This is a genomic window from Streptomyces sp. NPDC033229 (genome assembly GCF_055576875.1).
On the sequence record NZ_JBVIQR010000030.1, the window covers coordinates 56,241 to 80,567 of the forward strand.

19 protein-coding genes are annotated in these 24,327 nt (G+C 71.1%); 8 read left to right on the top strand and 11 right to left on the bottom strand.

What is annotated here, in order from left to right:
* The first annotated feature begins 82 nt into the window (after positions 1 to 82).
* Together ACZ53N_RS24875 and ACZ53N_RS24880 are read left to right on the top strand one after the other, a co-directional pair.
* On the top strand, positions 83 to 1,255 hold the full coding sequence (locus tag ACZ53N_RS24875; RefSeq protein WP_469143000.1) for a thiolase C-terminal domain-containing protein: 1,173 nt from the start codon (positions 83 to 85) through the stop codon (positions 1,253 to 1,255).
* A gap of 138 nt (positions 1,256 to 1,393) precedes the next feature.
* Complete coding sequence (locus ACZ53N_RS24880) at positions 1,394 to 2,077, top strand: pyridoxine/pyridoxamine 5'-phosphate oxidase (RefSeq protein WP_469143001.1); 684 nt, start codon at positions 1,394 to 1,396, stop codon at positions 2,075 to 2,077.
* A 9-nt stretch (positions 2,078 to 2,086) separates the two neighbouring features.
* On the opposite strand, the gene ACZ53N_RS24885 is transcribed toward ACZ53N_RS24880, so the two are convergent.
* A complete protein-coding gene (locus tag ACZ53N_RS24885) occupies positions 2,087 to 2,527 on the bottom strand; it encodes a Zn-ribbon domain-containing OB-fold protein (protein ID WP_469143002.1) in 441 nt (146 codons plus the stop codon).
* A 109-nt stretch (positions 2,528 to 2,636) separates the two neighbouring features.
* Between ACZ53N_RS24885 and ACZ53N_RS24890 the strand changes: the two genes are divergently transcribed.
* The 3 genes from ACZ53N_RS24890 to ACZ53N_RS24900 all read left to right on the top strand — a co-directional run bounded on the left by ACZ53N_RS24890 (position 2,637) and on the right by ACZ53N_RS24900 (position 6,555).
* Positions 2,637 to 4,862 (top strand): acetate--CoA ligase family protein, encoded by a 2,226-nt coding sequence (locus tag ACZ53N_RS24890; RefSeq protein ID WP_469143003.1) that lies wholly within the window; start codon positions 2,637 to 2,639, stop codon positions 4,860 to 4,862.
* 58 nt (positions 4,863 to 4,920) lie between these two features.
* Positions 4,921 to 5,850 (top strand): enoyl-CoA hydratase/isomerase family protein, encoded by a 930-nt coding sequence (locus tag ACZ53N_RS24895; RefSeq protein WP_469143004.1) that lies wholly within the window; start codon positions 4,921 to 4,923, stop codon positions 5,848 to 5,850.
* 69 nt (positions 5,851 to 5,919) lie between these two features.
* Positions 5,920 to 6,555 carry a flavin reductase family protein gene (locus ACZ53N_RS24900; RefSeq protein WP_469143005.1) on the top strand — a complete coding sequence of 212 codons (636 nt, stop codon included), beginning with the start codon at positions 5,920 to 5,922 and terminating at the stop codon, positions 6,553 to 6,555.
* A gap of 91 nt (positions 6,556 to 6,646) precedes the next feature.
* Here the strand turns inward: ACZ53N_RS24900 and ACZ53N_RS24905 are convergent, their stop codons facing one another.
* On the bottom strand, positions 6,647 to 7,660 hold the full coding sequence (locus tag ACZ53N_RS24905; RefSeq protein WP_469143006.1) for a hypothetical protein: 1,014 nt from the start codon (positions 7,658 to 7,660) through the stop codon (positions 6,647 to 6,649).
* A gap of 309 nt (positions 7,661 to 7,969) precedes the next feature.
* On the opposite strand from ACZ53N_RS24905, the gene ACZ53N_RS24910 reads away from it, so the two are divergent.
* Positions 7,970 to 9,070, top strand: a complete 1,101-nt coding sequence (locus ACZ53N_RS24910) for a GlxA family transcriptional regulator (RefSeq protein WP_469143007.1) — start codon at positions 7,970 to 7,972, stop codon at positions 9,068 to 9,070.
* 39 nt (positions 9,071 to 9,109) lie between these two features.
* Here ACZ53N_RS24910 and ACZ53N_RS24915 read toward each other — a convergent pair whose 3' ends face one another.
* From ACZ53N_RS24915 to ACZ53N_RS24930, 4 genes are all read right to left on the bottom strand, one after another.
* Positions 9,110 to 10,183, bottom strand: a complete 1,074-nt coding sequence (locus ACZ53N_RS24915) for a Zn-dependent alcohol dehydrogenase (protein ID WP_469143008.1) — start codon at positions 10,181 to 10,183, stop codon at positions 9,110 to 9,112.
* A gap of 64 nt (positions 10,184 to 10,247) precedes the next feature.
* Positions 10,248 to 11,711 carry an aldehyde dehydrogenase family protein gene (locus tag ACZ53N_RS24920; RefSeq protein ID WP_469143009.1) on the bottom strand — a complete coding sequence of 488 codons (1,464 nt, stop codon included), beginning with the start codon at positions 11,709 to 11,711 and terminating at the stop codon, positions 10,248 to 10,250.
* Positions 11,708 to 12,871, bottom strand: coding sequence for an acyl-CoA dehydrogenase family protein (locus tag ACZ53N_RS24925; RefSeq protein ID WP_469143010.1), 1,164 nt, complete (start codon positions 12,869 to 12,871; stop codon positions 11,708 to 11,710). Before ACZ53N_RS24925 ends, ACZ53N_RS24920 begins: the two co-directional genes overlap by 4 nt.
* A 46-nt stretch (positions 12,872 to 12,917) precedes the next feature.
* Positions 12,918 to 13,829 carry an SDR family NAD(P)-dependent oxidoreductase gene (locus ACZ53N_RS24930; RefSeq protein ID WP_469143011.1) on the bottom strand — a complete coding sequence of 304 codons (912 nt, stop codon included), beginning with the start codon at positions 13,827 to 13,829 and terminating at the stop codon, positions 12,918 to 12,920.
* A gap of 141 nt (positions 13,830 to 13,970) precedes the next feature.
* On the opposite strand from ACZ53N_RS24930, the gene ACZ53N_RS24935 reads away from it, so the two are divergent.
* Entirely contained in the window at positions 13,971 to 14,897 is a 927-nt protein-coding gene (locus ACZ53N_RS24935) for a cyclase family protein (RefSeq protein ID WP_469143012.1), read from the top strand.
* 321 nt (positions 14,898 to 15,218) lie between these two features.
* Here ACZ53N_RS24935 and ACZ53N_RS24940 read toward each other — a convergent pair whose 3' ends face one another.
* The 4 genes from ACZ53N_RS24940 to ACZ53N_RS24955 form a co-directional block, all read right to left on the bottom strand.
* Positions 15,219 to 15,698 (bottom strand): ATP-binding protein, encoded by a 480-nt coding sequence (locus ACZ53N_RS24940; RefSeq protein WP_469143013.1) that lies wholly within the window; start codon positions 15,696 to 15,698, stop codon positions 15,219 to 15,221.
* 413 nt (positions 15,699 to 16,111) lie between these two features.
* A complete protein-coding gene (locus tag ACZ53N_RS24945; protein ID WP_469143014.1) occupies positions 16,112 to 17,221 on the bottom strand; it encodes an acyl-CoA dehydrogenase family protein in 1,110 nt (369 codons plus the stop codon).
* Positions 17,222 to 17,223: 2 nt separating this feature from the next.
* Positions 17,224 to 18,393, bottom strand: a complete 1,170-nt coding sequence (locus ACZ53N_RS24950; RefSeq protein WP_469143015.1) for an acyl-CoA dehydrogenase family protein — start codon at positions 18,391 to 18,393, stop codon at positions 17,224 to 17,226.
* A 6-nt stretch (positions 18,394 to 18,399) separates the two neighbouring features.
* Entirely contained in the window at positions 18,400 to 19,674 is a 1,275-nt protein-coding gene (locus ACZ53N_RS24955) for an amidohydrolase family protein (protein ID WP_469143016.1), read from the bottom strand.
* 153 nt (positions 19,675 to 19,827) lie between these two features.
* On the opposite strand from ACZ53N_RS24955, the gene ACZ53N_RS24960 reads away from it, so the two are divergent.
* A complete protein-coding gene (locus ACZ53N_RS24960) occupies positions 19,828 to 21,405 on the top strand; it encodes a class I adenylate-forming enzyme family protein (protein WP_469143017.1) in 1,578 nt (525 codons plus the stop codon).
* 36 nt (positions 21,406 to 21,441) lie between these two features.
* Here the strand turns inward: ACZ53N_RS24960 and ACZ53N_RS24965 are convergent, their stop codons facing one another.
* Positions 21,442 to 24,174 carry a protein kinase gene (locus tag ACZ53N_RS24965; protein ID WP_469143018.1) on the bottom strand — a complete coding sequence of 911 codons (2,733 nt, stop codon included), beginning with the start codon at positions 24,172 to 24,174 and terminating at the stop codon, positions 21,442 to 21,444.
* Positions 24,175 to 24,327 lie beyond the last annotated feature (153 nt).

Consider the following 24,327-nt stretch of genomic DNA (forward strand, 5'->3'; position numbering starts at 1 on the left):
GCTCCTCCCCTGGCTGACGGGGCGTCATGTTAGGCAGCCCAACCGCACATTCACAGCCCCTTGCTGATGTACCGTCAGATTTATGAGCCACGGACCTCGCAAGGTCGCCGTCGTCGGCGTCGCCCTCTCGGACTGCGGCCGCGTCGACACAGCCACGCCCTACGCCCTGCACGCCCAGGCCGCCCGCCGCGCCGTGGCCGACTCGGGCCTCGACAAGGGGATCGTCGACGGCCTCGCCTCGGCCGGGCTCGGCACACTGGCTCCCCTCGAGGTCGGCGAGTACCTGGGGCTGCGGCCCACCTGGGTGGACTCGACCGGCGTCGGCGGCTCGACCTGGGAGGTCATGGCGGCCCACGCGGCGGACGCGATCGCGGCGGGTCACGCGAACGCGGTGCTCCTGGTCTACGGCTCCACCGCCCGCGCCGACCTCAAGGCGGGCCGCCGCAGAGCGAACCTGTCCTTCGGCACACGGGGGCCCTCGCAGTTCGAGGTGGCATACGGTCACACCCTCGTCGCCAAGTACGCGATGGCGGCCCGCCGTCATATGCACCAATACGGCACCACGATCGAACAGTTTGCCGACGTCGCCGTTCAAACCCGCGCCAACGCCGCCCACAACCCCCATGCCATGTACCGCGATCCGATCACGGTCGACGACGTCCTCGGCGGGGCGATGGTCGCCGACCCCTTCACCACACTCCACTGCTGCATACGGTCGGACGGCGGCTGCGCGGTCCTGCTGGCGGCGGAGGAGTACGTAGCGGACACGGCGAAGCCCCCGGTGTGGGTGCTGGGCGCCGGTACGGCGGTCTCCCATACGACGATGTCCGAGTGGGCCGACTTCACGGTGTCCCCGGCGGCCGTCTCGGGACGGCTGGCGTTCGAGCGGGCGGGAGTCACCCCCCAGGACATCGAGGTGGCGGAGGTGTACGACGCCTTCACCTATATGACGCTGGTGACGCTGGAGGATCTCGGTTTCTGCGCGAAAGGCGAAGGTGGTGCCTTCGTGGCGGGAGGGCGACTGCTGGTCGGCGGCGAACTGCCGGTCAATACCGACGGTGGCGGTCTTTCCGCCTGCCACCCCGGCATGCGCGGCCTGTTCCTGCTGGTCGAGGCCGTACGGCAGCTGCGCGGCGAGGTGGAGACGGCCCGCCAGGTGCGCAAGGGCGGCGGACGGCTCCCCCGGCTCGCCGTCGCCTCGGGGACGGGCGGCTGGTTCTGCTCGTCGGGCACCGTGGTCCTGGGCCGGGACTGACACCGAGGCCGGGCCGGGCCGCCCGCCCGCCTGCCCACCCGCCGAGGCGCGTCCGCCTGCCGAGGCGCCCGCCCGCCGAGGCGCGCCGAACCGCACAGCCGACGAGCCATGCGGGGCACGGCGGGTTAGATGGGTCTCATGAGCAGTCATTCGGACAACAGCCGGCAGGAGTCCTTCCGGGAGCTCCTTCGCTCCCTGCCCGTATGGGACACCGACCTCCCACGATTCGACCCGGACTCCGCACCCGCCGAGCCCCTACCCCTCTTCCAGCGGTGGCTGCGTGAGGCGGCCGAGGCGGGCGCCCCCGAGCCGCACACGATGTCTCTCGCCACCGCGGACGCGGACGGGCGGCCGTCCGTCCGGACCCTGATGCTGCACGACGCGGACGAATGGGGCTGGCACTTCGCCACCCATCGGACGAGCCACAAGGGTCGGGACCTGGCGGTGAGGCCCCAGGCGGCGCTGGGCTTCTACTGGGCTGCCGTCGGCCGGCAGGTCCGTGTGCGGGGCACCGTGACGGCGGCGAGCGCGGCGGAGAGCCGGGCCGACCTCGCCAAGCGCTCGACGGGCGCCCTGGCCGCCGCGCTGGTGGGACACCAGAGCGAGCCCCTGGCCTCCCTCCCGGACCTGGCACGAGCCTCGGACGCGGCATGGGAGCGGGCACACCAAGAGCCCGACGCGCCTGTCGACAGCTGGACTCTGTACGTGCTCGAAGCCGACGAGGTCGAGTTCTTCCAAGGGGACGCGCAACGCCGGCACGTACGCCTCGACTACCGCCGCACCGAGGGCGGCTCCTGGTCCAGCGCCCTCCTCTGGCCCTGAGAGCCCGCGTCAGCAGGGGCCGAATACGGGGACGGGCACAGCGGGTTCACCGTACGAGCGGAAGCTGACCCGCAGGCGCATGCCGATCCCCAGCCCGGCCTCCGGGCAGTCGACGACCTGCGTCATCATGCGTGGCCCTTCGGCCAGGTCCACCACGGCGGCGACATAGGGAAGCCGTTCACCGAAGGGCGGCAGGTCGTTCCGGTGGACGACGGACCAGGTGTACAGCGTGGCGCGGCCGCTCGCCTCCTCCCACGCGACGTCCTCACTCCAGCAGTACGGGCAGAACTCACGTGGATAGTGGTGCGGGCGAGCGCACTCCACGGCGCGACAGCGGCGTATCAACAGCCGTCCCGCAGCGGCCCCTTCCCAGTAGGGGCGGGTGAAGGCATCGATCTCGGGCACGTCGAAACGTGGCGTCGCACCGGAGGGGCCAGGCGTCGAGCTCAAAGGGCCGCCCTCCCTTATTGCTGCGGTCACACCATTCCTGACGATCCATCAGGTGGGTAACCTGACTATACGTCAGCCTATCGGTCATGGACAGGAGTGGGCGAGAACGATGCTTGGATCGACTCACGGCACCCTCACCACCACCTCCCGCACCGCCCGCGTCGTGGCCTGCGGTGAGCGTCCCCGCCCCGCCGTCCACGGCCTGGCCGACGCCGCCCAGGACATGGACGTCAGCGGCCGGCCACTGCAATCGGCCGTGCCCGACCTGGACCGGTTCTTCCGCCCCCAGGCCGTGGCCGTCATCGGCGCCTCGGACGCCGAGGGCCGCCCGAACACCGGAATCACCCGACAGCTCATCGCCTGGTCCGAGCGCGTCGGCGCCCGCGTCCACCCCGTGCACCCCACCCGCAGGACCGTCTTCGGCCTCACCTGTCATTCGTCCATCAGTGAGGTGCCCGAGCAGATCGACCTCGCCGTCCTGCTCGTCGGCGACCCCACGCCTGTCATCGGGGAACTCTCCGGCGCCAAGGTCAGATTCGCCGTGGCCTTCGCCTCCGGCTTCGCCGAGACCGGGGCCGAGGGCGCCGCTGCCCAGGCCAGGCTCTCCGCCGCCGTCCGGGCCTCCGGGATCCGGCTGCTCGGACCGAACACCAACCTCAACGCCTTCGAGCGCTTCCGCACCGACCTCGACGGCCCCGCCATCGCGCTGATCACCCAGTCAGGCCACCAAGGCCGTCCCGTCTTCGCCCTCCAGGAGCTCGGCATCCGGCTCTCGCACTGGGCCCCGACGGGCAACGAAGCGGATCTGGAGTGTGCCGACTTCATCTCCTACTTCGCCACCCGGCCCGAGGTCGGGGCCATCGCCGCGTATGTGGAAGGGATCAAGGACGGCCGCGCCTTCCTGCTCGCCGCCGACCGCGCGGCCCGCCACCGGGTGCCCGTCGTCGCCGTCAAGGTCGGCCGCACCGAGACCGGTGCCCGCACGGCCGCCTCCCACACCGGCAAGCTGACCGGGGCGGACGAGGTGGTGGACGCGGCCATGCGGCAGTTCGGTGTGATCCGCGTCGACGGACTCGACGAACTCCAGGACACCTCGGCGCTGCTCGCCCGTGCCCGCCCGCCCCGGGCCACCGGTGTAGCCGTCTATTCGATCTCCGGCGGCACGGGGGCCCACTTCGCCGACCTGGCCACGGCGGCCGGTCTGGAGCTCCCCACCCTCTCCGCCGGGAAGCAGCGCGAGCTCCACGAGTGGATACCGGAGTATCTGAGCGTCGCGAACCCCATCGACAACGGCGGCCATCCCGTCGGGGACTGGCGCGGCCGCCGGATCATCGACGCCATACTCGCCGACCCCTCCGTCGGCGTCCTCGTCTGTCCGATCACCGGCCCCTTCCCACCCATGAGTGACCGGCTCGCACGGGACCTGGTGGCCGCGGCGGAGGAGACGGACAAGCTGGTGTGCGTGGTGTGGGGCTCGCCCGTGGGCACCGAGGACGCTTATCGCACCACCCTGCTCGGGTCCTCCCGCGTCGCCACCTTCCGCACCTTCTCCAATTGCGTCACCGCCGTCCGCGCCTATCTCGACCACCACCGCTTCGCCGCCGACTACCGCTCCCCGTTCGACGACGCTCCGCGGACGCCCTCCCCCTCGGCACGCAAGGCACAGGCGCTCATGCGCCCGGGCGAACAGCTCAGCGAGCACGCGGCGAAGCAGCTGCTGCGCGCATACGGCATACGCGTCCCCCGCGAACAACTGGCGACCAGCGCCGCAGCGGCCGTACGAGCGGCAGCCCAGGTCGGCTACCCCGTCGTGATGAAGGCCTCGGGCCCGCAGCTCACCCACAAGACCGAACTCGGCCTCGTCAAGATCGGGCTGACGTCCGCCAGCCAGGTGCGTGACGCCTATCGCGAGCTGACCGACATCGCCCGCTACGAAGGGCTGCCTCTGGACGGCATTCTGGTCTGCCAGCTGGTCGGGCGCGGGGTCGAAACCATCCTCGGCATCACACCGGACAGCCTTTTCGGCCCCACCGTGACGGTGGGCCTGGGCGGGGTGCTCGTGGAGGCCCTGCACGACACGGCCGTACGCGTCCCGCCCTTCGGTGAGGGCGACGCGCGCGCGATGCTCGGCGAACTGCGGGGCCATGCCCTGCTCAGCGGCGTCCGAGGAGCTCCCCCGGCCGATGTCGACGCGCTCGTCGAGACCGTCCTTCGCGTGCAGCGCATGGCGCTGGAGCTGGCCGGCACCCTCGCCGAGCTGGAGATCAATCCGCTGTTGGTGCTGGAGCGGGGCCAGGGCGCCGTGGCCCTCGACGCGCTCGCCTTCTGCCGCTGAGCACCCACCGTCCGCCGCCGGGCCGCGCACGGCCGCCCGCAGGACAAGGAGTTCCCCCATGACCGTCTCCCCCCATGAGACACCTGTCGATCCACCCGGCGCCACCGGGTCCGTCACTCCGACCACGTTGCCCGCATCCGGAAAACCCGTCGCCGAGCCCACCGGATCCGCCGGAAGCACCGAACTCGCTGAATCCGCTGACTCATTGGTACTGCACACCACTGACAACGGCGTCGCCTGGATCACCCTCAATCGGCCCGGCGTACTCAACGCCATCACCCCTGACCAGCGCGAACGTCTTATTTCTCTGCTCGATCAGGACTCCGCCGACCCCGGCGTCCGAGCCGTGGTCATCACCGCCACCGGCAAGGGATTCTGCGCCGGCGCCGATCTGCGCGCCGTCTCCACCGCCCCCGCCGAGCGCGTACCGGGCGACGTGGCCCGCACGATCCGGCGCGGGGCGCAGCGGCTGATCGGCGCGGTGCTCGACTGTGAGAAGCCGGTGGTCGCCGCCGTGAACGGCACGGCCGCCGGCCTCGGCGCGCATCTGGCCCTGGCCTGTGATCTGGTGCTGGCGGCCGAGTCCGCGCGCTTCATCGAGGTGTTCGTACGGCGTGGCCTGGTGCCCGACGGCGGCGGCGCGTATCTGCTGCCGCGCCTGGTCGGACCGCAGCGCGCCAAGGAGCTGCTGTTCTTCGGCGACGCCCTCACCGCCTCCGAGGCGGAACGTCTGGGGCTGGTCAACCGGGTCGTGCCCGGGGCGGAGCTCGCCACGACGGCCAGGTCCTGGGCCGCGCGGTTGGCGACCGGTCCGACGCGCGCGCTCGCGCTGACGAAACAGCTGGTCAATGCCTCCCTTGACGGTGACCGCGCGGCCGCGTTCGCGGCCGAGGCAGCCGCTCAGGAGATCAATATGACGACGGCGGACGCGATCGAGGGCGTGGCGAGTTTCGCGCAGCGTCGCAGCCCCACGTACCGGGGGCGGTAGACGTTCCACCGGCACGCTCGGCCCGACGTGAAGCTTCCCATCTGATGGCCCATCAGATTCAATGGGCCCATGATGGGACACGCGGGGATGGCCGCCGCGGCCGTGCGCTATCTGCGAGCGACGGGGTCACCGACCTCCGCCGGGCGGCCTGTCGATCCGCTGCCCCGGCCGGAGCTACGGGCCGTCCGGGCGGACGAGCGTCTTCCGCCGACACCGGACGAGTTCCGGCGCGTCCTCGGCCACTTCGCCAGCGGCGTCACGGTCATCACCGCGCCGGGCGCGGACGGGGAGCCGCCGGCCGGCTTCGCCTGCCAGTCCTTCTCGTCGCTGTCCCTCGACCCGCCGCTGGTGGCGTTCATGGTCGCCCGGACGTCCGCGACCTGGCCACGCATCGCCCGGGCGGGAGTCTTCTGCGTCAACGTTCTCGGGGCCGGGCAGGGTGCGCTCTGCCGGTCCTTCGCGATCAGCGGCTCGCGCACGGCCGACAAATTCGCGGGTGTGCCTCACGAACCATCGCCCGTCACCGGCTCGCCTCGGCTCACGGACGTACCCGCGTGGATCGACTGCGTGATCCACGCCGTGCACACGGGCGGGGACCACCTCATCGCCGTCGGACGCGTCGAGGCGCTCGGCACGGACGAGGGGGCGGCGACCGCGGGGCCACTGTTGTTCCACCGGGGTGCTTTCGGCACGTTCAGCCCCTGAAAACCTCTGAGTCTCCACACCCCCGCTGCTACCGGCCGGCCAGGGGGCGCATCCACCCTCCCCGCGCCTCCAGGCCCACTCCATGCTCCGGCTACTTCTCACCCTTGTCGTGTTTGACGACCTTCTTGAGCACATACCGTTTGCCGGAACCCGGCTTACCGATCTCGTGGAAGATCCGCGGCTCCTTCTCGGTGCCGCTGACGCTCCACTCTCGGGACAGTTCGCACGAGCCGATGCGCAGGGAGACCCCCTGGACCGTCCCGCCGTCCTTCACCGCCGTCCAGGTGCCCGAACCGTCGCAGTCCGTCGGCCTGTCCTTGCCCATGCCGTCCCAGACGAAGTTGTCGAGCCCGCGGGCGGTCGCGGCCCCGCCGGGGGCGAGCTCGACCCTGCCGCCGCGGCCGTCGCTCCACAGGCCCGCGAGGTCCGACTTCTCCAGTCGGGGCGGCTCGTACACGCTCACCAGCCCGGTCCCGTACGCTCCCGCGCCGAGGGCCGCGGTGACGAGCCAGGCCAGTGCGCCGTCCCGCGCGACCCGCCGGGCCGTACCGGAGCGACCCGCGCGGAGCCGCCGGGCGGCGGCCTGGGCGATCAGGGCACCGGGTAGCAAGGCGACCGTGAGGGCGGCCCACCACAGAAGGTATGACAGGGGCCGGGCGAGCGAGAGACTCCCCAGCGCCGCCACGCCGCCGAAAACCGCGACCACCGCCGCCGAGACGGCCGGGACGGCGCCAAGGACCCACAGCGGGCTCTCGGCTCTCCCCGCGCGCCGCGCGGCCCGGCGCGCGAGCGCCAGCGTGGGCATCACCGCGGCCGCCGTGACGAAACCACTGAGCAATACGGTCAGGAGCGCGGTCACCAGCACCGCTGCGACGATCACGAGGGTGCTGCCGGGCAGCCCGTCGTGCTCCCGGGAGAGGAGGACGAGGAAGGCGATCGTCCCGGCAAGTGCGGCCTCCACACAGAGGGTGGCCATCGACGCGCAGAACGCCGCGCCGAAGCCGTCCTCGCGCACCGCCTCCCGCGAGGTCCCACGGGACTCCTCGGGCGTACCGTCCGTCGTCGCCTTGTCCGGTATCGCGTCCGGTTCTGCCTGCTGTGTCATGTTCGCCCCTCTCTCCAAGAGAGATTCCCCCAGAGGCCGAAGGGTTGCGTCGCGAGTGGCCCGAGAACGTCCTCGGCTCACCGCTCCACCGCGTCACACGACTTCCGGTGACGATCGCAACGGGACCGCGATGGGGATCCCCGGTACGCCTGCGCGACGACCGTCAGCCCGGCGACACCACCACGACCGACCGACGACGGATGATCAGGGCCGGCAAAGCCGCCGGCACGGCACCGGGAATGCGCCGGTCCGCAGGAGCCTTGTCAGTCAGGGGCAGAGCCGATCGGGAACCGGACAAGGGGTGGACGCATGTCGCAGACCATGGAAACGGATACCGCCGGCCGTCCCGGTGTCTCCTTCGGTGAGCGCGTGCGCGTGTCCGACGCGAGTTCCCGGGGAGCCGAGAGCACCGAGGCGCCCGTCGGCGGCCGGCCGCACCGGGTCGTCGTCCTGGCTCTGGACGGTGTGATCCCTTTTGAGCTCAGTATTCCCTTCCGCATCTTCGGCAGGGCCCGTACCGCCACCCATGAGCCGCTCTACGAGATCGTGACCGCCGCGCTCACCCCCGGACCGGTACGCACCGACGCGGATTTCTCGATCTCCGTCGACCAGGGCCCCGAGGCTCTCGCCGAGGCCGACACCGTCGTCATACCGGCCTCCTACCGGCTCGGCCCGGCCTATACCGAAGGGCGCCTCACCGACGATCTGGCCGCCGCCCTCGCCGGCATCCGGCCCGGCACACGCATGGTGTCCATCTGTACGGGCTCGTACGTCCTCGCCGCCGCCGGACTGCTCGACGGCCGGCCGGCCACCACGCACTGGAGCAGTACCGAACACTTCCAGCGGCTGTTCCCGGCGGTCCGGGTGGACGCCGACGTCCTCTTCATCGACGACGGCGACGTGCTGACGTCGGCGGGCGTCGCCTCCGGCATCGACCTGTGCCTGCACATGGTGCGCCGCGACCACGGCACCGCTGTGGCGAACGAGGTCGCCCGACTCAGCGTCGTGCCGCCGCACCGCGACGGCGGTCAGGCCCAGTACATCCAGCGGCCCGTGCCCGAGCCCCAGTTCGCCACGACGACGGGGGCCCGCGCCTGGGCGTTGGCCCGGCTGCACCAGCCGATCCAGCTGCGTGACATGGCCGCGCAGGAGGCGATGAGCGTGCGGACCTTCACGCGTCGTTTCCGTGAGGAGGTCGGCATCAGCCCCGGGCAATGGCTGACGCAACAGCGAGTGGAACGCGCACGGCATCTGCTGGAGGACAGCGACCTCTCCGTGGACCAGGTGGCGCGGGACGCGGGCTTCGGAACGGCCTCATCCATGCGACAGCATCTGCACGCGGCGCTCGGTGTCTCGCCGACCGTCTACCGCCGCACGTTCCGGAGGGCACCCACGGGCGCCCGTCGCTGACGGCATCCGGCGGACGTGGGCGAGGGGACAGCCGTCCAGTCAGCGGGGGAAGGTCAGAACCCCTCGTGCGATGCGGCCATGTCGCGCGTCGTCGGCCGCGTCGGCGAAGTCCTCCACCAGGTAGGTCCTGGTGACCAGTTCGTCCAACAGCAGTCGGCCTTCGCGATACAGGCGGGCGTAGAGGGCGATGTCCCGCTGAGGCCGTGACGAGCCGTAGCGGCAGCCGAGAATCGTCTTGTCGAGGTACAGGGACGAGACGAGGAAGGCCGCTTCGGCATCGGCGGGCGGCACCCCGAGCAGGATCGCCTGGCCGTGCCGGTCGAGCAGGTCGATCGCCTGCCGGACGAGTCGGGTGTCGCCGACGCACTCGAAGGCGTGGTCGGCTCCTCCCGGGAGGATCTCCCGGACCGCGTCGGAGGTGTCGGGGGCGGTGCCCGCGTCGATGAAGTGGGTCGCGCCGAACTGCCGGGCCGCCGGTTCCTTGGCCGGGTTCGCGTCGACGGCGACAACGGTCGACGCCCCGGCGAGCCGGGCCCCTTGCAGGACGTTGAGCCCGATGCCGCCCGCGCCGATGACGAGCACCGAGTCGCCTTGGGCCACCTTCGCGCGGTTGAGGACGGCGCCGACCCCGGTCAGCACGCCGCAGCCGATGAGGGCCGCGGAGGTCAGCGGCACGTCGGGGGGAATCCTGACCGTCTGGACCGCTTTGACGACCGTGTACTCCGCGAAGGCCGAGTTGGAGGCGAACTGGAAGAGTCTCTCGGCGCCGCGCGAGAACGGCCAGCCGGGCATGCCGATCGACGTGCGGCACATGGTCGGCCGCCCCCGGTCGCAGTCGGCACAGGCGCCGCAGTTGGCCAGCGTGGACAACGCGACGTGGTCCCCGGGCGCGACGTGCGCGACGCCCGGCCCGACCGCCTCGACCACGCCCGCCCCTTCGTGCCCGAGGACGACCGGGACGGGGAAGGGAATGGTCCCGTCGATGACCGACAGGTCGCTGTGGCAGAGCCCGGCGGCGGTGACAGCGACCAGGACCTCACCGGGACCCGGGGCGCGAACCTCCAGGTCGTCGACGACGTGGGGCCGCTTGCCGTCGAAGATGACGCCTCGCATGGCTGATGTCCTCTCGGAAGGCGGTACGGGCTGAGGCGGCTGTGAGGCTGTCCGCGCCGTCTCGTCAGGAGGACCAGACGACGGACTGGAGCTCGCTGTACGCGTGCAGCCCGAAGGAACCACCGTCGCGGCCGATACCGCTGTCCTTGAAGCCGCCGAAGGGGGTCTCGGGATGGCGCTGGGCCGTGTTGATGCCGACGTTTCCGCTGCGCAGCCGGCCGGCGAGGGCCCAGGCCCGGCCGGTATCGGCGCTGAAGACGTAGTCGTACAGTCCGTAGGAGGTGCCGTTGGCGATGCGGACCGCCTCGTCCTCGTCGTCGAACGGGATGACGGCGACGACCGGGCCGAACAGTTCCTCCTGGGCGACGGTCATGTCGGGCGTGACGTCGGCGATGAGGGTGGGCGCGACGTAGAAGCCGGGTTCGAGGTCGGGCCGGGAGCCGCCGGTGACGATGCGCGCGCCCTGGTCACGGGCGCCGGCGATGTGCGCCTCGACACGGTCACGCTGTGCGGCGGAGATCAGCGGGCCGACGACCGTGGAGTTATCCACAGGGCTACCGACCGTCAGCGACCGGGCGTAGCGTGTGAGGCCGGTGACGACCTTCTCGTACATCGATCGATGGACGAGCACGCGGGTCGGCGCCGTGCAGACCTGCCCGCTGTGGAAGGACCAGACCGAACCGACCGCCCCGATCGCCGACGTGACCGCTTTGTCGTCGGCGTCAGCCAGGACGATGGCAGCGCCCTTGCCGCCCAGTTCCATCAGGGTGCGCTTCATCGACCTCCCCGCGGACTCGGCGATCTTCTTCCCCACCTCGGTGGAGCCGGTGAAGCTCACCATGTCGACCTCGGGGTGGGCCACCAGCGCTTCCCCTACGGCAGGACCCGAGCCGGTGACGACGTTGAAAACGCCGTCCGGAAGTCCGGCCTCCTGGAACAGCGGGCCCAACTCGAGACAGCTGAGCGGGTCCTGCGGGGCCGGTTTGGAGACGACCGTATTGCCCATGGCCAGGGCTGGGGCGGCCTTGCCCGCGAGATTGACGACCGGGAAGTTGTAGGAGGTGATGCAGCCGACGACGCCCATCGGGCGACGGACCGCGGCGGCGCCGATCAGGCCGCCGGGGGCGAGCGCGCTGGCCTTGGCGGCCCGCGGCCCGAGGGGGACGACATCCGGTTCCACCGCGCCCCGCGCGTAGCGGCGGAAGCGTTCGACGGCCGGGGTCAGTTGCAGGGTCGAGGCGACGCGACGCGTCGCGCCCGTCTCGGCCTGGAGGAGAGTCGCCAGCTCCCCTCCGCGTTCGATGAGGAGATCCGCTATCCGGTCCAGCACGGCCGCGCGCTCGCGCGGATCCGTACGGGACCAGCCGTCTTGGGCGGCCCGCGCGGCGGTCACGGCATCGGCGACTTCGGCAGGAGTCGCCTCCGGGGCCTCCCCGACGACCTGTTCGGTCGCCGGATTGACAACTGGATAGTGCCCCTTTCCCGGCGTGACCCAGGCGCCGTTGATCCAGTGCCCGTATGCCGTCATGGACGGAACTCCTTCGGCAGGCCGAGGACGCGCTCGGCGATGATGGTGCGCTGGATCTCGTCCGAACCACCGTAAATGGTGTCGGCACGCGAGAAGAGGAACTGGCGCTGCACGGCGTCGAGTTCGTAGGGGCGGTCGGCTCGCCAGTCGTCCGGGGCGACCGTGGCGTCCGCGCCCCGCATCCGCATGGCCAGTTCACCGAGGGACCGGTGCCAGCCTCCCCACAGCAGCTTGGCGACGCTGGGGGCCCCTGGGTCCGACGCCCCGCCCAGCGTCCGCAGGGCGTTCCATCGCATGGTCTGCAACGCGGCCCACTGCCCCACGAGTCGATCGCGCTCGACCGGCTCCGCTGCGGCACCGGTTTCCAGGGCCAGATGAATCACACGTGTCAGCTCGGCGGCGAAGCCGATCTGTTGGACGAGGGTGGAGACGCCGCGCTCCCTCGCGAGGAGGCCCATGGCGACCCGCCAGCCGTTCCCCTCGCCGCCGACGAGGTGGGCGGCTGCGGCCACCGCGCCGTCGAAGAACACTGCGTTGAAGTCGGCCGAGCCCGACATGTGCCTGATCGGCCGGACATCGATCCGGCCGGGCTGGTCCATCGGCACCAGCAGAAAGGAGAGCCCGTGGTGGCGCTGCGACCCTTCGGTGGTGCGGGCCAGGACGAAACACCAGTCCGCCTCATGGGCCAGGGAGGTCCAGATCTTCTGCCCGCTGATCCGATAGGTACTTCCGCCGTTGTCCCGCACAGCGACGGTGCGCACCGATGCGAGGTCCGATCCGGCACCGGGTTCGCTGTAGCCCTGGCACCAGAGTTCCTCGCCGCGGGCGATGGCGGGGAGGAACCGCGCACGCTGGGCGTCGTCACCGTGGGCGAGGAGCGTGGGAGCCAGGAGGTTCTCGCCGATGTGGCCGACACGCGCGGGGGCCTGGGCGCGGGCGTACTCCTCCGCCCACACGACCTGTTCGGTCAAAGTCGCGGACCGGTTGCCGAAGTGACCACGGTTACGGTCCCAGCCGAGGCCGATCCAGCCATCCGCGCCCAGCTCGCGCTCCCAGGCCCGGCCGGAGACCCGGTCCGGTTCCCCGGCGAGGTGCGCGGCGAGCCAGGCCCGGGCGGCCTCCCGGAACGACTCGTCCTGCGGACCGAAAGCGAAGTCCACGCCTGCCCTCTCCCCTCGCCGATACCTTGATCCAACGCCCCTGGGGTCACGCGTTCGGGCGTGCCTTGTCCGCCGCCGCCTTCGCCATGGACTCCAGTCGGGCCAGCATGGGCATCGGGTCCGCGCCGACCGTTCCCGGCAGGACGTCGGCGATCCGCTGAGGGGTCCAGGCACCCTCCGCGTATGCGGCGCGCAGTTCGCGCGGTTGCGCCCAGACCGCGACCTTGGGGCCGGCCACCGTGTAGACCTGGCCGGTGATCCCCTCCTCCCGGGCCCGCTCGCTGAGCAGATAGACGACCAGGGGCGCCACGTCCTCGGGCTCGCCGATTTCCGTCAGCTCCATCGGGACGTTCGCGGACATCCGCGTACGCGCCACGGGGGCCACGCAGTTGGCCGTGACCCCGTATTTGTTCAGGCCCAGTGCGGCGCTGCGGACGAGCGAGATGACGCCGCCCTTGGCGGCGGAGTAGTTGGCCTGGGACACGCTGCCCTGGTGGTTACCGCTGGTGAATCCGATGAGGGTGCCACTGCCCTGCCTGCGCATCAGCGCGGAGGCGGCCCGAAAGACGGTGAAGGTCCCCTTCAGGTGCGTGGCGATGACCGGGTCCCACTCCTCCTCGGTCATATTGAAGAGCATGCGCTCCCGCAGGATCCCTGCCACGCAGACGACGCCGTCGAGTCGCCCGTACCGCGCCAGCGCCGTGTCGACGATCCGCTGTCCTCCCGCCATGGTCGACACGTCGTCCGCCAGGGCGGTCGCCTCGCCGCCCGCCTTCTCGATCTCCTCAGCGACAGCGGTCGCGACGGCGTTGGTCGGCTCACCGCCGTCGACGGAGACGCCGTAGTCGTTGACGACGACCTTCGCCCCCTCGACGGCACAGGCCAGGGCGACCGCCCGGCCGATTCCCCGTCCGGCTCCGGTGACGGCGACCACCTTGCCCGCCAAGAAGTTCCCCACGGCCTGCCCCTTCCCGGAGTTTCTGACGGCCCGTTAGATTTTTGGGCAGAGTGGGCACGAGCACAAGACCCACCACCGAAGTGGCCGCACGAAGTCCTGGCACGGCACGGCGTACGAGGTCCGATCCCCGGAAGGGTTCCCATGCCACTACCGCCCGAGTTCCACGAGATCGCCAAGCGCGTCAACAACTGGGGGCGTTGGGGAGCGGCCGACGAGATCGGCACCCTCAATCTCATCACCGGCAGCGTGGTGCGCGCCGCCACCACGACCGTGACGACGGGTCGCCGCATCCCACTGGCGCTGCCGCTCCGGCAGGACGGGGTGCAGACCGGGATGATTCCCGGCAGGGTCAACCCGCTCCACACGATGGTCGCCGTCAACTGGGAGATGTTCGGTCCGGACACCATCGCCACCAGCGACGACACCGTGACCATGGGCCTCCAGGCGGGCACACATTGGGACGCCCTCCCCCACGTCTCCCACAGCGGAAAGATCTACAACGGGCGCCCGGCGGATTCGATCACCACGCACGGCCGTGCGGCTTTCAGTGGCATGGAGAAGGCAGGGGCCGTCGTCTCACGGGGCGTCCTGCTCGATGTCGCGCGAGCCAGGGGCACCGAGCGGCTCGACAGCGGGCACATCGTGACCCCCGAGGACCTCGACGCGGCGCAAGAACTGGCCGGTGTCACGGTACGGGCTGGCGATATCGTCCTGGTGCGGACAGGGCAGATTCAGCAATATCTGGCGGGAGACAGGGAGGCGTACGCCTTTCCTTCGCCCGGGCTGTCGATTCGTACGCCGGAGTGGTTTCACCGCCGCGATGTCGCCGCTGTCGCGAATGACACCCTGACGTTCGAGGCATTCCCACCGGAGTTCGAGAATCTATGGCTGCCCGTACACGCGCTCGACCTGGTCGAGATGGGCATGCTGCAAGGCCAGAACTGGAATCTCGAGGAACTGTCGGAAGCGTGTGCGGAGGAGAAACGCTACGCGTTCCTCCTGTCGGCGACCCCCGAGCCCTTCACAGGCGGGACGGGAGCGCCTGTGGCGCCGGTGGCGATCCTCTGACCTCAGGCCATCCCGCCCGGCCACCGGCCACCGGACCCCAGCTCAACGGACCGTCGGCCTTCCCATCGCGAAGCAAGCCGACGCCACCCAGAGCGTCATGAGGGCGGGCGGCGGCGCGCTGATGCGCACCCCGAGCACGGCACCCACACGCCGCCACCCAGCTCCGGCGCCTCTGCCCTGATATCGCGCCGGGCCGCGACCCGCACTCGCCAAGCCGGCCCCGGCAACACGGACCTCTCGACGTCCCCTCGCAACGAATCGCTCCATCCAAGGGTGATCACGCGAACACTTCACGTCAACACCTGGTCTGGACTTTGTCGACTACGCCCGATTTGTGACGGCGCGTGGCGGCTCAAAAGCGCCGACCCAGAGCGGCTCCCCGCGGTCGACCTCGCACCAGATGCGCTTGCCCGCACCCTCCGGCTGCCAACCCCAGCGGTCGGCCAGGCCGTCCACCAACTCCAGCCCCCGGCCACCGGTGTCGTCACCCTCCGCGCAGCGGCGACGCGGCGGACGAGCACTGATGTCGGCGACCTCGACACGAACCGTGCCCGGACACACCCCGGCCGCGGCCTCGGCGGAACTGCCCGCACCCGGGAAGAGCATGCGCAGGACGGCCGGACAACCCGTGTGCACCACGGCGTTGGTGACCAGCTCCGAGATGAGCAGGATCAGCGTTTCAGCCAGGGGCTCGTCCACCCCTATCCCGGTACCGGCAAGACGCGACCGCGCCCATCTGCGAGCCCGCCCCACCTCCGCGGGGTCGGCCCGAACCTCCATCTGCATCTGAAGCACCTGCACCGCTCACACCATCCGAACCGGCGGACACAACGCCTCGCGTCTCCGAGAGGTCACGGAACGTGATCTCCTTCCGAGACAGCATGGTTGACGTAGAGTCACCTCAACAAGCGCTTCAGGCATATTCCGGCGCAAAGGAGTATGCGTACTGCATACTGTGCGACGCGCGCTGCGGGGACTCGAACATCGGGGAATCGCGGCCCCCGAGCCGACGCGAGCGGCAGACAATCCCGCGTTCGGCGCCGCCATATCGGCGACACCGGGATAATTGCGCTTCTGAACCACTCGCATTCAAGGGAGCGTACCTGAGGTCGGGGCGATCTCCTCCCCGTGACGAGTCACACGCAGGACACAACCCGATATCGACGCTGCGTAATCACTTATTAGTGACATACCGGGCATTTCGGTCACAGTGCTCACTCAGAGCTAATCTCGACGTTCGTGGCAACCGCGTCCCGACCCGTCGGCATCCCTGCGGGAAATTCGGTCAGGAGTTCCTCCGCGAGCCCCTCTTCGGCCTCGGCCGCCGACTGCCACTGCGCCGCTCTCACCCAAGCCCGCTTGAGGTGCGGATGAACGTCCGCGTCCCAGGTAAACCCAAACCCGCCATGCAGTTGCAGGCAGTCACGGGCATTACGGACAGCAGCCGTATCGGCGAGCAATTTCGCCCTGGAAACATCTCCGGATGTCACTGTCAGTGATGCGGCATAGACGCTGCAGCGGGCGATTTCAGTACGGACGAACATGCGGGCGCAGAGATGCTGCACCGCTTGGAAAGTGCCGACCGGGCGGCCGAACTGCGATCGGGCCTTGACGTGCTCGACCGTCATCTCCACCGTGCGCAGGGCGCTGCCCAGTTGCAGAGCCGCCGTCAACAGGGCGGCTTCCCGACGCAGTCGGACAGATTCGGGGAAAGCGACACAGATCGCACCGACATCGTCCGGCAGTTGGCTCACGAGGTGCAGCGGTGTCGTCGGATCGACCGCCTGCACAGGTCGAGCCCCCAGCGCGTGCGGGAGCGCCACCGTGTCTACATCCGTGTCCGCGCCCGTGTTCGTGTTCGTGTCCGTTCGCAGGATCCGGACGGTGGTGCGGTCCAGCAGGAGGACGGCATCCGCTGTGGCGAGGTGCTCGATCGGCCCCGGCCGGTCCAGCGCCGTCACCAGTGCCCTTCCTTCGGCCGCGCCCTCCACCAGGCCCGCCGCGAGGTGAGTGGCGACCAGCGGGCCGGGCAGCAGGACCCGCCCTGCCTCTTCGAAGACGAGCACGGCCTCCGGCAGGCCAAGCCCGGTCCCGCCGCGCTCTTCGGGCAGCCTCAGGGAGAAGAAGCCGGTGTCGCCCAGTTCCCGCCACAGCTCGCGGACCGAGGCACCGCCCCCCGTCGCACCACCCCCACCCGCAGCAGCACCCGCACCCGCACCCGCGTCCACCATCTCCCGAAGCCGCTCGCGGGGGAACAGCGCCGTGAGGAGTTGCCGTGTCCCTGTCCGCAGGGCTCGCTGGTCGTCACTCAGCCGGAAGTCCATGATCAACGGCCTTTGGGCAGGCCGAGGATGCGCTCGGCGATGATGTTCTGCTGGATCTGGGACGTGCCGGCGGCGATCGTGTAGGAGAGGGCGGAGAGGCGGTCCGCCGTCCACGGGTGCCCGGCGTCCAGCGCTTCCGGGCCGATGACCTCGGCGGCCGCGTCGTACAGTTCCTGGCGCGCCTCGGAGTAGCGGAGCTTGAAGACGGAGCCGCCGACGCCCGGCACCGCGCTCCCGTCCCCGGGCGACGCCCGCTCGGCCGCGCTCACATTCCACTGCGTGAGTCGCCACAGCGCACCGAATTCGGCGTTCAGCCTCCCCAGGCGACGGCGCAGGACCACGTCGTCCCACCGGCCGTTCTCTTTCGCCGTCCGGGCCAGCCGGGCCAGTGTGCGGCGGCAGGCGACGACCTCGCCCACGAAGGCCGTGCCGCGCTCGTAGGAAAGGGTGACCATGGTGACGCGCCAGCCGTCGTTCTCGGCGCCGACGCGGTACGAGAGCGGTACCCGCACGTCGTCGAGGAACAACTCGGCGAACTCGGTGGAGCCCGCGAGGGTGCGCAGCGGGCGGACGGTTACCCCGGGGGCGTCCATGGGCATGGCGAGCCAGGTGATCCCCCGGTGTTTGGAGGCCGTGACGTCCGTACGGACGAGCAGTTCGCACCAGTCGGCGACCTCGGCGTGCGAGGTCCAGATCTTGCTGCCGCTGACGATGTACGCGTCGCCGTCCCGGACCGCTCGGGTGCGTAGCGAGGCCAGGTCGGAGCCCGCGTCCGGCTCGGAGAAGCCCTGGCACCACACGTCCTCGCCGCGCAGGATCGGCGGCAGCCAGCGCGCCCGCTGCTCGGCCGTTCCCTCCACGGCGATGGTGGGTCCGGCGTGCAGGAGACCCACGAAGTTGGCACCGACGTAGGGCGCGCCCGCCAGCTCCGTCTCCTCCAGGAAGATCAGGTGCTGGGTGGGGGTGGCACCCTGCCCCCCGGCTTCGGTCGGCCAGTGCAGCCCGGCGTAGCCGGCGTCGTACAGCGCGCGTTGCCAGGCGCAGTCATAGGCCCGCCGCGCCGGCCAGTGGGCGGGCGGTGGCTTCGCGGGCAGCTTCGGCAGTGCCTCGCGCAGCCACGTACGCAGCCTTCGCCGGAACTCTTCCTCTTCCTTGGTGAAGGTGAGGTCCATGAGGTCTCACGCGCCCGGTCGATCGTGGCCGGGTGCCGACGCCGCCGGGTGCCCGCGCCCGACCGCCCCGTGGGCGTCCAGGCCCCGTATGTCCAGGTCCAGGTCCAGGCCGAGCATCCGGATCGCGTTTCCCCGCATCACCTTGTGGACGGTTTCGTCGTCCAGGCCCTTCATGTGGTCGAGCGCGACTTCCTTGGTGTGCGGGAAGGTCGAGTCGACGTGGGGATAGTCGGTCTCGAAGGTCGCGTTGTCTCGGCCCACCACATCGAGTGAGGCGACGCCGTGTTTGTCGCGGAAGAAGCAGCAGAAGATCTGCCGGTAGTAGTAGGTGGAGGGCGGTTCGGGGATCAGGTCGCGCACCCCGCCCCAGGCCCGGTGCTCCTGCCATACGTCGTCGGCGCGCTCCAGGGCGTAGGGGATCCAGCCCATTTGTCCCTCGCTGTACGCGAGTTTGAGGCTGGGGAAGTTCACGAGGACGCCGCTGAAGAGGAAGTCCATCATCGACGCCATGGCGTTGTTGAACGACAGGGACGCCTGTACGGCGGGCGGCGCGTCCGGGGAGGCGGCGGGCATCTGCGAGGACGAGCCGATGTGCATGTTGACGACGGTGCCGGTGTCCTGACAGGCGGCGAAGAAGGGATCCCAGTAGCCGGAGTGGATGCTGGGCAGCCCGAGGTGGGTGGGGATTTCGCTGAAGGTCACGGCCCGTACGCCGCGGGCGGCGTTCCGCCGGATCTCGGCGACGGCGAGGCCGACGTCCCAGAGGGGGATGAGACACAGGGGAATCAGCCGGCCTCGGCTGTCGCCGCACCACTCCTCGACCATCCAGTCGTTGTAGGCCCGGACGCACGCGAGTGCGACCTCCTTGTCGTGCGCTTCCGCGAAGGTCTGCCCGCAGAAGCGCGGGAAGGTGGGGAAGCACAGGGACGCCTCGACGTGATTGAGGTCCATGTCCTTCAGGCGTTCCGCCGGGTCCCAGCATCCTGGGCGCATCTCCTCCCGGGTGATGCCCTCCAGGGTCATCTCGTCGCGGTCGAAGCCGACGGCGGCGATGTTGCGCTTGTACGGGAATCTGAGGTCCTCATAGACCCACCAGTCGGTGGGCGGCCCTTCGGGGTCCATGGTGATGACGTACTTGCCGCCCACGTAAGCCAGTTCACCAATGCCGGCCGTCAGGGCGCGGGGGCCGCGGGAGCGGTATTTGGCGGGCAGCCAGGTCTCGAAGAGGTGGGCGGGTTCGATCACGTGGTCGTCCACGCTGACGATGCGCGGCAGATCCATGAGGGGCTCCCTCTCGCTTACCCGACGACGCGGTCCCAGCATTTCTGACGCTCAGTCAGATTCGAGGTTAGTCCGCGCCCTCTGGACCGACAAGCCGGTCGCCCCTACGCTTCCCGCCACGCCTGACCAACCGTCAGCACTCCGGGAGGGCTCATGACCGGCACCGCCCCCGATCTGGTCGCCTCCCGCACCCTGTGGGAGCTCCTCGACCGCCGAGCCGCGCTCACCCCGGATGCCACCGCCCTCATCCAGGCCGACGAGCCGGCGGACGGTGACACGGCTACCGATCGGCGCCTGACCTTCGGCGAGCTGCGCGACCGCGCCGAGCGCGTCGCCGCCTGGTTGCACGGGCTGGGCGTACGGCCGGGCAGCCGGGTCGCCTGGCAGCTGCCCACCCGCATCGAGACCGTGGTCCTGGCCTTCGCGCTGGCCCGGCTCGGGGCCGTCCAGACACCGCTCATCCCCTTCTACCGCGACCGCGAGGTCGGCCACGCGCTACGGGCGGCTCAGGCGGAGTTCTTCGCGGTGCCGGGTGTCTGGCGAGGCTTCGACCACTCCGCGATGGCCTACCGCCTCGCCCTCACACTGCCGTCACCGCCCCTCGTCTTCACGGCGTACGACAGCCTCCCGGAGACGGACCCCTCGACGCTCCCGCCCCCTCCCACCGAGGGCACCACCGTCCGCTGGATCTACTGGACCTCCGGCACGACCTCCGAGCCCAAGGGCGTGCTGCACACGGACCGGTCCCTCATCGCCGCCGGCGCCTGCCTCGCCGACGCGCTGCGCCTGACCTCCGACGACGTCGGCTCCATGGCCTTCCCCTACGCGCACGTGGCCGGCCCCGACTACACCGTGATGCTGCTGCTCCGGGGCTTCCCGAGCATCCTGCTGGAGCACTTCGCCCTGCCCGGTTCGCTCGATGCCTACCGTCGCAACGGCGTCACCGTGGCCGGGGGATCCACCGCCTTCTACTCCCTGTTCCTCGCCGAGCAGCGCAAGGACCCCACCCGCAGACTCCTCCCCACCCTCCGCCTCATGGCAGGCGGAGGCGCGCCGAAACCGCCCGCGCTCTACCACGAGGTGGTCGACGAGCTCGGGTGCGCGCTCACCCACGGCTACGGCATGACCGAAGCCCCGATGATCACCATGGGATCGCCGGACGACACGACGGAGCAACTGGCCACCACCGAGGGACGCCCCCCGGCCGGCATGCGGATCCGCGTCGTCGACCCCGACGGCAAGCCGCTCCCGCCCGGCGCGGAAGGAGAGATACGGCTGCGCGGGGAGGCCGTCTGCCAGGGCTATCTCGATCCCGCCCACTCCACCGAGGCCTTCGACCCGGACGGCTTCCTCATCACCGGAGACCTCGGCCGGCTCACCATCGAGGGCCACCTCGTACTCACCGGCCGCACCAAGGACATCATCATCCGCAAGGGCGAGAACATTTCCGCCCAGGAGGTCGAGCGGTTGCTCCACGGACACCCCGACGTCGAGGACGTGGCCGTCATCGGCCTTCCCGACCCGGCGCGCGGCGAGCGGGTCTGCGCCGTGGTCCAGCAGCCACCCGGCGCCGCACCGCTGGGGCTCGACGACATCACGGCCCACCTGCGGAGCGCCGGGCTGTCCGTGCACAAGATGCCCGAGCAGCTTGAGCTCGTCGAAGAGCTGCCGCGCAACGACACGCTCCGCAAGGTCCTCAAGTACAAGCTGCGCGAACGCTTCTCCGACTGACGGGCCGCTTGACGGACTGCTCGGCAGTCCCGGCGCTCAACCCGTGAGCCGATAGGTGGACGTGGCCTGTTCGAAGAAGCCGTCCACCGAGCGTTGCCCGTCCATCGGGCCGATCACCTGCACCACGTGATAGCGGCCCGCCAGGATCATCGCGGCGTTGCGTACATACACCTGGCGGCCACTGCTGTCGTTCCAGTTGAACGTGCCCTCCGCCATCGCCCTCCCGCCGACGTCGATACGGCGCAGCCCGGAAGCGCCCGACCAGGACGAGGACCGGTAGGGCTCCAGCTCGGGCTCCCTGCCCTGCTGGTAGTCCAACGGGTCGCCGCCGAACTCCGACACCTTGTCCCGGCCGGGCACCACGATCAGCTCGTAGTCCCCGCCGACGTAGACGACCTGGTCCCGGTCGTTCTCACCACGGCGCTGCCAGTTCTCGGCGACGGCCAAGGAGAAGCCCTGGGGGTCCTGGCGCAGGGTGTAACCCTTGGCGACGCCACGAGGCCCGGTGGTTCTCGCCTCCTGTGTGCCGGAGCGGTCGGGTTGGGTCGTCCTGCCGTTCGTCCCCGGCTGGTTGGGGACGGCGCTCCGCAACCCCGCCGTGCCCGTCCGGTCCGTCTGCCCCCGGCCCGCGCCCTCGTCGGCGCGCGGCATGAACAACAGCGCGTACAGCACCGCGCCGACCAGGAGGAGCAGGATCAGGCCGAGCAGTAGCCGCCCCAGGTGACGGGGCGAGCGCTGCGCGCCCCCTCGCCGCTCCCGGGCCCGGTCCGAGGGGCCCGTGGAGTGAGACTTGCCCTGCGACGCGGCCCGGTCGTCGGCACGGTCGGCAACCGACGAGCCTCCGGGGGCCGCCTCGTCCCACTCACCGGGCTCCTCTCCCCGTTGTTCCCCGGCCGTCTTCTTGTGCCGCCCCTGCACGGGTGCCGGGCCCGGGGCACCGGAGGCGCGGCCTCGGCGGCGGCGCACGAGCTCGCCGCGCCGCCGGATGAGCGGCAGCCGACGCGGGTCGGTGGGGAGGCTCGTACCGATCGACGGCACGGTGACCGTCCGGCTGCCGAGGTCCGGCTCCGGCGCCGAGCGGATCAGCGAGCGCAGCCAGCCGCGCAGTTCCTCGCACTCGGGACGCTCGGTCGGATCCCTGCGCATGAGCGACTCGACCACGGGGCGGAGCGCTCCGCACTCCTCGGCGTAGGCGGGCGGTTCCGCGCAGACGAGCTGCACCAGTTCGGCCGCGCTCTCCTCCGGGTACGGGGCATGGCCCTGCACCGCGCGGAAGAGCAGCACGCCCAGCGCCCACAGATCGGCGGCGGGTCCCACAGGAGGCGCGAGCTGCCAGCTCTCCTGCACCGGATGGGCCTGCTCCGGCGCCCAGCGTTCGGTGACGGCACCGACCACCACCATGCGCGCCTGCCGCGCCCGCTCGGCGGCGAGCGCACCGCCCGGCCCGGCGGTGTGCGCCCAGCCGCCCGCGGTGGAACCCGGGTCGCTCCCGCGCCCCGCACCGTTCTGCGCGGGGACGGGTCCACCCGCACCGCCGAGGCCATCCGAGCCGAGCGGGCCACTGGGGCCGGGGCGTCCGACAAAAGCGTCAGAGCCCCCTGGGGGGTCGATTGATGTGGCGGCGCTGCCCTCGCCCCACGTGGGCGAGCCGGTCGACGGCCGGAGGGTGCTCTCCGCTGCCGCGCGCGCGGCAGCGGCCCGGGCGCCCGCGCGGTAGGCGGCGATCGCTCCGGCCCGGGGCACCCGGTCGTCAGGGGCCGCGTCCCGCTCGTGGCTGCCCGCCCGGCCGGTACCCGGCATCGCGCCGCCGGACGGCGCGTACCCACCGATCGTGCCCTGGCCGCGATACAGCGGCCCCTCCTGCGCCGGGATGCCGGCCGCGGCCGCCTCCCCGGTCGCACGGGTCGCGCCGCCTCCGCCCATCGGCCGCTGCCACGGAGCTGGCTGGTCCGGGAGCCGCGGGGCCGAGGAGCCGGTCGGGGCGGCCCCCGACTGCCGCGTCGGGGCTGCTTCCCCGGCGCGGGGTGTCGCGATCGCCGCACGTCCGCCCGCCGCGGCGCCCGGCTGCGAGCCGCCCTGCCCCGGGGAGCCGGCGCCGGCCCCTGGCCCGGCACCGACCGGGCCGGCCGGGACGGGGTCGTGGCCGCAGAGTGCCTCCTCCGCCGCCCCCGCGGCGAGTCCGGTGAGCATGGCACGGCCGTCGTCACAGATGAGGACGGTGCGGGTGGTGATGTTGCGGTGGGTCCAGCCCTGGGCGTGCAGGGCGCGCAGCGCGGTGAGAACGTCGGCGGCCACCTCGGCGGCCCGGTGCGGCGAGAGCGTGCGCTCGGCCAGCAGGGCGGCCAGCGGACGGGCGGATACGAGCTCGCTGATGATCCATAGGCTTCCCGCCTCGACGAAGACGTGAAAGACCTGGTCGAGACGGGGATGGTCGGGGAGCTGCGCGGCAGCGGTGGCGGCGACCAGAGCACGGCGTACCGCCGGATCACCTGGCCCCTGGCCCGTCAGCCCGCCCGCACCGAGCACCTCACCGCGGCCGTCCTCGTCCTCGCGACCGGCCCGGTACCCGGCGGCGCGCTCACCCTCGTACGGGCCCTCGTCGCCCAGGACTTCCGCGTCGACGATCTCCGGCAGGGGGATCTGCCGGATGAGGACCTCCTGGCCGCTGTACGTGTCAAAGGCCCGCGTCTCCACCAGTTCGAAGGCGTCGGACGGTGGAAGCGGCAGGCGATAGCGGTCGGCGAGCACCCGGCCCGCATAGTCGTCCACGACGCCTCCCCAAGCGCGCGATCCCCACCATCGCTCGAATGACCATCAAAGTCGGTCATTTAGCTGCTTATTGCGGCTGCGTATGGTTCACGGGGACTCACGATACGTGCCGAACCCGTCCCTTCGGGCGCGTACGGCTCAGTATGCGGCCGG